The sequence below is a fragment of the Pseudogemmobacter bohemicus genome (genome assembly GCF_003290025.1).
GTDB classification, from domain to species: Bacteria; Pseudomonadota; Alphaproteobacteria; order Rhodobacterales; family Rhodobacteraceae; genus Pseudogemmobacter; species Pseudogemmobacter bohemicus.
The window spans coordinates 112129-120703 of record NZ_QNHG01000005.1 but is presented as its reverse complement, the minus strand read 5'-3'; the positions used below and the strand labels follow the sequence as shown (position 1 = coordinate 120703).

Sequence of the window (8575 nt, the reverse complement as noted above, 5' to 3'; positions counted from 1 at the left end):
GCGGTAAAGCCCGCCGATGGCATAAAGGTCCGACGATCCGGTCAGCCGGCGCGACACGCCCGCAATCAGGAACAGGTTCCCCTTCACGATGATATGGTGGAGCAGGTAGAACACCGCCCCCATCAACGCCAGCGGCGTCATCAGCGCAAGGCCCAGCACCATGTAACCGATCTGGCTGACGATATGGAAAGACAGGATCTTGCGGAAATCGCTTTGTGCGGCCGCCCCCAGCACGCCTGTCAGCATGGTCAGGCAGGCGACCCAGAGCAGGATTTCATGGGTCCAGCCCTGATCGCCGACAAAGATCAGCGTGAAGACCCGCATCAAGGCATAGACGCCCACCTTGGTCAAAAGCCCGGCGAAGACGGCCGACACCGCATAATGCGGCGTGTGGTAAGAGGCGGGCAGCCAGAAGAACAACGGAAAGACCGCCGCCTTCAGCCCGAAGCCGAACATGAACATCATGGCGATGACGCTCATCAGCCCCTGATCGGGATGGGCGGCAACCGCGCCGCGCAGGTCGGCCATGTTCAACGTCCCGGTGGCCCCGTAAAGCAACCCCGCCGCGCAGAGGAACATCACCGTAGAGATCAGGTTGAGGGCGACATATTTGACCGCGCCGTCGATCGCCTTCTTGCGCCCGCTGATGACCAGCAGACCGAAAGAGGAGATCAGCAGCACCTCGAACCAGACATAGAGGTTGAACAGATCGCCGGTCAGAAAGGCCCCGGTGACGCCGCCGATCAATGTCTGGAACAGCCCGTGCCAGCCCATCCTGGCCGAAGTCTGGCCCACCTCGGCCATGGCCCAGATCGCCACGGCAAGGCTGACGATTGCGGTGATCAGCACCATCGCCGCGCTCAGGTAATCGGCGACGAGCGTGATGCCGAAGGGCGCGGCCCAGGCGCTCATCTGCGTGGCGATCACGCCATGATCCAGAACGGCCATCAGCAGGGCAAGCGCCAGCACGAGCGAAACCACCGCCCCGGCCACAGATATCCAGCCGGATCCTCGCCGGTTTCGCAGCAGGAACAGCGCGGCAGCCGTTACGAATGGCACAAGGATCGGCAGTGCAAGTATCCAGCTCATTTGCCTGCCTCTTCCGGCTCGGCAACGCGCATCCGGTCGATCTCGAGATGGCCAAAGGTGCGATAGGCGCGGATGGTCAAGGCCAGAGCAAAGGCGAACAGACCAAAACCGATCACAATGGCGGTCAGCAGCAGGGCCTGCGGCAAGGAATTGGCCATGTCATATTCCGGCAAGCGGCCCCCTGCCTCGAGTAGGGGCGGCGCGCCATAGGTCAGACGCCCGGCGGCGAAGATCGCCAGATTGACGGCGTTCGACATCAGCAGCAGCCCGAAGAGAAAGCGCAACAGATTGCCCGACAGCATCAGCCAGACCGCGCAGGAGGCCAGCACACCGGCCAGTATTGCAAGCACGGTTTCCATCAGAGCGTCTCCTCAAGCGCGAAGATCAGGGTCAGAATGCCGCCAACCACCGCCAGATAGACGCCGATGTCGAAAAGCAATACCGACGAGAGCTTGTAGCCGGCGATCTCGCCCCAGATACCGGCAAACGGCGCAACACCGAAGGGTAGCGCCATCAGCCCGGCAATCAGGGCGCAGATCAGTCCGGTCACGCCAATCGTGCGCGGATCGACCTTCAGCGCGCGGCGCGCCTCGGCCACACCGCTGGCAAAGGCGTGGATGGCAAAGCCGCAAGCGGCGATCAACCCGCCGATAAAGCCGCCGCCCGGTGCATTATGGCCACGCAGCAGCACATATAGCGAAAAGATCAGAAACAGCGCAATCAACGTGCGCGCGCCGGTGGTCAGGATCAGTGATTTCATTTGCGGGCCCCCTTCGTGCGCCGCTTCAGCACCGCATAGGCCCCCAGTGCGGCCAGCAGCACCACCGTCAGCTCGCCAAACGTATCGAAGGCACGGAAATCGACCAGAATGACGTTCACGATATTCAGCCCATGCGCCAGCACATAGGAGCTCTCCTCAAAGAACTGCGTGATATGGCGGTCCAGCGGATGCGCGGTGATCGCCAGCACCACCAGCGTCAGCGACAGCCCGACCGCACCGGCAATCACCGCATGGCCGATCTGCCGCGAGCGGCTGCGCCGCTCGACGATACCGGGCAGGCGCAGCATGGCGATGCCGAACAGCACCGCCGACAGCGTTTCGACCATCAGCTGGGTCGTCGCAACATCGGGGGCGCCGTAGATGATGAAGATCAGCGCGACACTGATCCCGACCGTGCCGATCCCGGCGACATTGGCGATGCGCGAATGCGGATTGAGCGCGAGAACCGCCCCGGCGACACAGATGCCGGCCACCATCCACAACAGCAGCGGTGCCGAGAGATCAAAGCCAACCGCCGGGCTGCGCAGCACGAAACTCGCCAACAGGATCAAGGCGAGACTGACGAAACTCACCACCAGATAATCGGTCAGCCGCCCGGTTTGAATACTGCGGGCCTGCCAGGCGGCAAAGGCGCGGAACCCGTCGAGAAAGCGGTCCCAGCCGGGATCGAATTGCGGCAGCCGGTCGAGCAGGGCGGCGATGGCGGCACGCAGGCGCGCGCGACCCAGATAGATCAATGTGCCAAGCGCGAAGGTGGCGAGGCTGAGGAAGAAGGGCAGGTTCACCCCGGCCCAAAGGTGCAGCCCGGCCGCCCGCTCTTGCGCCAGGCTGCCGGTCACGGCGACGGTGATCAGCGGCTGCACCAGCCCCGCGCCAATCCCGAATACCAGCCCGAGCGCCCCCAGCAGCAGCGGTCCGGTCAGCATCTGCCAGCCGGCCTCATGCGGCTTGTGCGGGGTCTGGCCCGGCGCGCCGACAAAGGGGCGCAATGCCACCACTCCGGCCACCGCGAACATCAGCGCATTGGCCAGAAGCACCCCCGCCGTGAGCAACCACGAGGGGTTCAGCGTTTCCGCTCCGACATAAAGCAGTTCCTTGCCGATCCAGCCGATCATCGGCGGCAGTCCCGCCATCGAGGCACCCGCCAGCAGCGCTGCCAGCGCCGTCAGCGGCATAGCGCGACGCAGACCACCCAGCAGATCTGCATCGCGTGTGCCGGTGCCGTGGTCGATCGCGCCGACCACCATGAAGAGCGCCGCCTTGTAAAGCGAATGCACGATCAGAAAGCTGATCGCCGCCGTCAGGGCATAGGGCGAGCCTCCGGCCAGAAACAGGGTGATCGTGCCAAGCGCCATCAGCGTCGTATAGGCCAGTGCGGTCTTGAGATCGGTCTGGCGCAGCGCCAGAATCGAGGCCAGCACCGCGGTGATGAGCCCGGCAGTGGTCAGGGTCGCCGTCCATGCTGCGGTGTCGCCCAGGGCCGGGTGCAACCGCGCCAGCAGATAGACCCCGGCTTTCACCATGGTTGCAGAGTGCAGATAGGCCGAAACCGGGGTCGGGGCGGCCATCGCATTGGGCAGCCAGAAATGGAATGGAAACTGCGCCGATTTGGTAAAGGCCCCCAGCAGCACAAGGACCAGAATTGGCCCGTAAAGCGCATGGCCCTGAAGACCATCACCCGCAAGGATCTGCGCCAGATCATAGCTGCCCGCCGCTGTGCCGATCAGGATGAACCCCGCCAACAGCGCCAGCCCCCCTGCCCCGGTGACCAGCATTGCCTGCAGCGCGTTGCGCCGCGCCTGCGGGTTTTCGTGGTTGAAGCCGATCAGCAGATAAGAGGTGACCGAGGTCAGCTCCCAGAACACGAAAAGCGTGATGAGGTCGCGCGCCAGCACCAACCCCAGCATCGATAGCATGAACAGGAACAGGAACAGCACAAAGCGCCCGAACTGCGGATGATCGCCCATGTAGCCGGTGGCATAGAGAAAGATCAGCGCCCCGATCCCCGAGATCAGTAAAGCCATGATCATCGAGAGCCCGTCGAGCATGAAGCCAAGCGAGATGCCCAGCGGGGGCGCCCATTCCCATGTAAGGAGCACCGGGCTTCCGGCAAGAACCTGCGGCAGCAAGGTTGCGAACCAGCCCGCCAGCAGCGCGGCCAGCACTGCGGCCAAGTATCCCCATCTCCGGCCGACATCGTAGCCGGAAGCTTCAATTGCCATCGAGCGTCCCAGTATTTTGCGCAGGATTCCAGACCCGCCTCGGGGGTCTATACAAACATGCTACCGTGCGGAAATAGAAAATCATATTGCAACTTATAGTTTATAACTATAATGTCGCGTCCATGCCTACTCTCCAGCAACTCCGCTACCTTGTCGCCGTGGCCGATACGCTCAGCTTCAGTCGCGCAGCGGCAATGTCCAGTGTGGCGCAACCCACGCTTAGTATGCAAATCAAAGAGCTCGAAACACGGCTACATGCGCGGCTGATCGAGCGCACACGTGCGCGCGTGGTAATCACCCCAATTGGAGAGGAGGTCGCCCGGCGCGCCCGTGCCATGCTGGCGGATCTTGACGACATTCGTGAAATCGCCCGGCGGAACGATCCAGCAGCGCCGCCGGCGCTGTTGCAGATCGGCGTAATGCAGACTGTCGGAGCCTATGTGCTGTCGCTTGGCGTCCCGCCCCTGCGGCAGAGACATCCGGAAATGAAGATCCAGATCCGCGAGGAGCGCGAGGATATCCTGCTGCGCCAGCTTGGTGATGGGGTGCATGATGTTATCCTTCTCGCTGAACGGGTTGAACGCCCTGACCTCGAATCCCGGCTGTTGTTGACAGAGCCGCTGATGGCTGTCCTCCCTGCCGATCACCGACTGGCGCAGCACAGCGCGATCAGCCCCCAGGATCTTGCAGGGGAAACCATCATGACGATGGAGTGCAGCCCCCGGCTGCGCGCGCAGATCATGGGTCTTTGTGCCGATGCTGGCGCGCGCCTTGACCGGGATTACGAGGGCACGACTCTCGACACTCTGCGCCAGATGATTGCCATTGGCATGGGCGTCTCGCTATTGCCCGCGCTTTACGTCCGCTCGGAAGTCCTGCGCGAGCAGAGCGTGGTTGCGCGCCCGCTGTCCGGGCCCGCCCCGGTAAGATACATTTCGTTGAGCTGGCGTAAGGATTCTTCACGGACTGCGACTTACGAGTCGCTCGCCAATGATTTGCGCGAGACCTTGCAGCCCTGGCAGCGCCTGCCACAATGGCCACGATCAGTCGATAGGCACCCGGCGCAAGGGCGCCGGTTGCTGCGGCGGTCAGACCGGGGCCGCGGCTGGTAATCAGATCACGCCTGACAGCCTGGTCGGCGCTCAGCGATCCTTCAGGGCCGGTCGCGATGATCCGGTAAGGTGTGCCACCCAGATTGCCGCTGCCTGGATGGGTGATTTCATAGGGTAGGCGCGCGCCCTGACCCGCCTGTACCTGACCCAGCGGCGGGATCTGTGCCGTCATCATATGGCCAGTGAACGGAACACCGTGGCTGCCGCAGCATTGTGTGAGTTCCATCAGCCGTTCGGCCCGGCCCTCTTCGCCCTCGGCCACGATCCGCCATGTTCCGGCGGGCAGTTCCACCGAGATACCTGCGATGCTTTGTTGCGTGCCCTCGGTGCTGCCAAGGGCGATCACCGTGCCGCCCGCACTCTCGGCCCGCCATTCCATCAGCCCGCGCGGCATCCCGGAGCCAGCCTCGCTAAACACGAAATGCTGGGAAAGGAGCGCCGGGCCGACGGGTTCAGACGCGACTTCCGGCGCCGGCGCCCGATCTGCCAAACTGACCTGCCGCAGCGCATCGGCCAGTTCGGCGCCAGAGTTGGTTTCAAACAACATGCCGCCGGTCTGATCTGTGATGCAGGACAGGGCCTCGACCTCGATCCGGGTCAGGCCAAAGCCTACCACATGGGCGCGGATGTCAATTCCTTCGGCGGCGAGTTCGGCGGCCAGTGCACAGGGATCGCCGCCGCAGGTTTCCAGCCCGTCGGTGACAAGGATGATATCGGCCGCCTCAGCCGTCGGCGGGATCTGGCCCCGCGCCAACGCAAGGCTGTCGGTCAGGGGCGTCATGCCGCGCGGCATCAGCGCGCGCAGGCGATCCTCCAGCGCGCCGGGGGCGGTTTGACCCATCGGCACCACCACCTCGATATCGGCGCAATCGCCGCGCCGGTTGTGGCCATATGCGATGACCGAAAGGGGGACGGCGCTGTCGCGGGTGAACGGCAGCTCTTGGCAATGCCGTTTGGCAGAACCTGGAAGGCCGACTGGCGGCCATGAGCCGAACGTGTATCAGGAGCCGGCCCATCCGTTAGACCACCTCTAATTCGAAATTTAATATCCCGCCTCGGCAAGTGTGATCTCTGGATACCGCCCCAGGATCCGGCCTGCTTCGGCTTCTACACTCATCAATGCGCCACGCGACGTCATCATGTGGTCCAGACATTGCAGGACTGCCCTCAGCCGGTTGTTCTGAACGATTGCCGTCGGCACGTTGGCGTTTCGAAGCCGCGACGGCTGCTTCTGGAAGATTCGGTTGAACAGCCGGTCATGGTGCGCGCAGATATTCCGAAGGTCGACGAGCGTCTCTACCCAGTTCTCCAACAGCCTGTCTGACGGGAGCCCGAAGTCGGCCGCCACCGCAGTCACGACAGGACCATCTAGTGCCTTGAGCAACCTGGAGGTGGCGCCGAAGGTCAGGAATTCCTTCAGGGTCCAGATCGCCGGCAGCGGGGGGGCGGAGTATGTCGTCTTGTAGTGTTTCGCGCGCTGGTCCTTGGAGGTTGTGTAAACCGATCCCAGCTTCTGAAGGGCTTCGAGTTGCAACTCCTTGCTTCGGAAGGCCGCCGATGTGAAATACGGGTGACTCCCGAAACGACTACTAAGCTCCTCGGAAACCCGATTGCGCAGCAATATCTCGAACTGCCCAACAGCCGCGAAACAGGCTGCGCGCAATTTCTCGTCGCACTCATATATACGCAGGATGTCTTGGTAGCGGGTCCCCTGGATGAAAGGCTTACCTGGTTGCGTGTGATCGCGTCGGCTCAGGAAGTAGATTCGAAGCCGCTCATACCCGATGAGTTCGATCTTCCGGGCCGCAACGTTCGGCCGTGAGATCAAGAGACCTCTGGCCCGCAGGTGATTGACCCGCTCCGCTGCGTCTGCATGAGGTTTGGCGTAGGGTAGAAGGGCCATCTAAAAACAAAAAGGGCCGCCCTTTTGCACGTTATCGGTTTCCCGACTTCGTGTGGCGACCCATGACAAGGGTCAATATGGGGGCGTAGCTTCCACGTTGCAAGTAAAATGTGAAAACTACAGGTCCGGCTCGCCCGCAGGATAGGCCGATATCGCCATCTCAAGCAAGCTGAAGTCAGGGCCCTTCTGACCAAAGTTCATGCCCGCCAAGAACAGCCCTAATCTCACCTTCGCAATCCACGCGCTGAATAGAAGAACATACCCGCTCATCCTATCCCAAGTCCTCGCCAGCGATGGGCAGATCCAGCTCAACGTCAGCCGCTGGCTTGAGCAGCCCGGCATCTTCCAGGGCCTCGAGGTCCGGCAGATCGCGCAGGGTTTCCAGCCCGAACTGCGCAAGGAACCCCGGCGTGGTGACATAGGTGTAGGGCGCACCCGGCTCGGGGCTCCGCGGGCCCCGGGCGATCAGGGCCTGGCGGTGCAGGCGGGCGATCAGATCGCGGCTGACCTCAAGGCCCGTCAGGCGCGAGATCGCACCGCGGGTCACCGGCTGCATATAGGCGACAATGGTCAGGACGAGGGCTTCGCTCGCCGTCAGATCGCGAGTGGCATCACCCTCACCGCGCGCCACGCGGATAGCGACTGCGTGTTGTGGTCGGGTGCGGAGCTGCCAGCCCCCCGCAATGCGCGCGATCTCGTAAGGACGCCCCGCCAGTTCGGCAGAAATATCCTCGATCAGCAGATCAAGCGCGCAATCCCGACCGACCACCCGGGTCAGGACATCCCGGCCCACCGGTTCGGAGGATGCAAAGAGCACTGCCTCGACCCGCGTCCTCCATTCGCGCCAGCGCAGGGCTTGCGGCAGATCTGCGAGTTCGGTGTCCAGCGGCTCGGCAGATTTCTGGGCCATTATCACAACCCGTAAAGCCGGAAGGTCGCCCGCCCGGTCAACTCGCGCACCAGCCCGAGGGACGTCAGGCGATCAAACAGCCGCCGCGCGGCGCGATCACTGGCCTCGGCCCCGGCCTGAGCGGTCAGAGCATCCTCGGTCAGCAAGGCAGCAATTATGGCGGCGGTGTCTTTTCCCGGCCGCCGCAGATGTGCCGCGCGCAAAGCCTCGGCGCGGCGGGTCAGATCGAGGTGAAGATCGAAGGCGGCAACTGCCCCCCTGCCCCAGGCCGCAGCACAGGCCGCAAGCCATGCCTCGCCCTCCAACCGGAAGGCTGCCCGTGGCAGATGCGCGGCAAGCAGCGGTACCGGCCGGTCCTGGCCGAGCGCCCGGGCCAGAAGAGCGTCCGCCAACCAGAGCGCGAGACCGCGATGGGCCGGGCCCAAGGCGAGAAGTTCACGCGCTGCCTCGGCAGCAAACCGCAAGGGCGGGGCGCGCCCGACAAACCGCGCGCCGAGATCACGCAGCAGCCCGCCTGCCGGCTCGGGTGGCAGATCGAAAAATTCGGCCAGGCGCGCC

Annotated in this window: 9 protein-coding genes; 2 read left to right on the top strand and 7 right to left on the bottom strand. The window is 63.5% G+C overall.

Annotation, left to right across the window (positions count from 1 at the left end):
- From DRF71_RS22900 to mbhE, 4 genes are all read right to left on the bottom strand, one after another.
- Positions 1-1089 (bottom strand): proton-conducting transporter transmembrane domain-containing protein (locus tag DRF71_RS22900; protein ID WP_112312988.1); only part of this gene is annotated, 1089 nt, incomplete at its 3' end.
- The gene (locus DRF71_RS22895; RefSeq protein WP_112312906.1) at positions 1086-1448 is read right to left on the bottom strand and encodes a Na+/H+ antiporter subunit C; all 363 of its coding nucleotides are present in this window, start codon (positions 1446-1448) and stop codon (positions 1086-1088) included. The genes DRF71_RS22900 and DRF71_RS22895, both read right to left, overlap by 4 nt.
- A complete protein-coding gene (locus tag DRF71_RS22890) occupies positions 1448-1849 on the bottom strand; it encodes an MnhB domain-containing protein (protein ID WP_112312905.1) in 402 nt (133 codons plus the stop codon). The genes DRF71_RS22895 and DRF71_RS22890 overlap by 1 nt, the downstream gene beginning before the upstream one ends.
- Positions 1846-4035, bottom strand: a complete 2190-nt coding sequence (mbhE, locus tag DRF71_RS22885) for a hydrogen gas-evolving membrane-bound hydrogenase subunit E (RefSeq protein WP_232831665.1) — start codon at positions 4033-4035, stop codon at positions 1846-1848. The genes DRF71_RS22890 and mbhE overlap by 4 nt, the downstream gene beginning before the upstream one ends.
- A 179-nt stretch (positions 4036-4214) precedes the next feature.
- On the opposite strand from mbhE, the gene DRF71_RS22880 reads away from it, so the two are divergent.
- Both DRF71_RS22880 and DRF71_RS27715 read left to right on the top strand, forming a co-directional pair.
- Positions 4215-5204 carry a hydrogen peroxide-inducible genes activator gene (locus tag DRF71_RS22880; RefSeq protein WP_112312902.1) on the top strand — a complete coding sequence of 330 codons (990 nt, stop codon included), beginning with the start codon at positions 4215-4217 and terminating at the stop codon, positions 5202-5204.
- Between the two features lie 175 nt (positions 5205-5379).
- The gene (locus DRF71_RS27715; protein ID WP_232831654.1) at positions 5380-6192 is read left to right on the top strand and encodes a hypothetical protein; all 813 of its coding nucleotides are present in this window, start codon (positions 5380-5382) and stop codon (positions 6190-6192) included.
- A gap of 54 nt (positions 6193-6246) precedes the next feature.
- Here DRF71_RS27715 and DRF71_RS22870 read toward each other — a convergent pair whose 3' ends face one another.
- The 3 genes from DRF71_RS22870 to DRF71_RS22860 all read right to left on the bottom strand — a co-directional run.
- The gene (locus tag DRF71_RS22870; protein WP_198672333.1) at positions 6247-7032 is read right to left on the bottom strand and encodes an Abi family protein; all 786 of its coding nucleotides are present in this window, start codon (positions 7030-7032) and stop codon (positions 6247-6249) included.
- 346 nt (positions 7033-7378) lie between these two features.
- Positions 7379-8017, bottom strand: coding sequence for an SMC-Scp complex subunit ScpB (gene scpB / locus DRF71_RS22865; RefSeq protein WP_112312899.1), 639 nt, complete (start codon positions 8015-8017; stop codon positions 7379-7381).
- A gap of 2 nt (positions 8018-8019) precedes the next feature.
- On the bottom strand, positions 8020-8575 hold a 556-nt coding region (locus DRF71_RS22860), incomplete at its 5' end, for a DUF1403 family protein (RefSeq protein ID WP_198672332.1).

Excerpts from the sequence above, each read along its gene's own strand:
- DRF71_RS22895 (WP_112312906.1), bottom strand. The coding sequence starts at position 1,448 with ATGGAAACCGTGCTTGCAATACTGGCCGGTGTGCTGGCCTCCTGCGCG.
- DRF71_RS22890 (WP_112312905.1), bottom strand. The coding sequence starts at position 1,849 with ATGAAATCACTGATCCTGACCACCGGCGCGCGCACGTTGATTGCGCTG.
- DRF71_RS22880 (WP_112312902.1), top strand. The coding sequence starts at position 4,215 with ATGCCTACTCTCCAGCAACTCCGCTACCTTGTCGCCGTGGCCGATACG.
- DRF71_RS27715 (WP_232831654.1), top strand. The coding sequence starts at position 5,380 with ATGGCCAGTGAACGGAACACCGTGGCTGCCGCAGCATTGTGTGAGTTC.
- scpB (WP_112312899.1), bottom strand. The coding sequence starts at position 8,017 with ATGGCCCAGAAATCTGCCGAGCCGCTGGACACCGAACTCGCAGATCTG.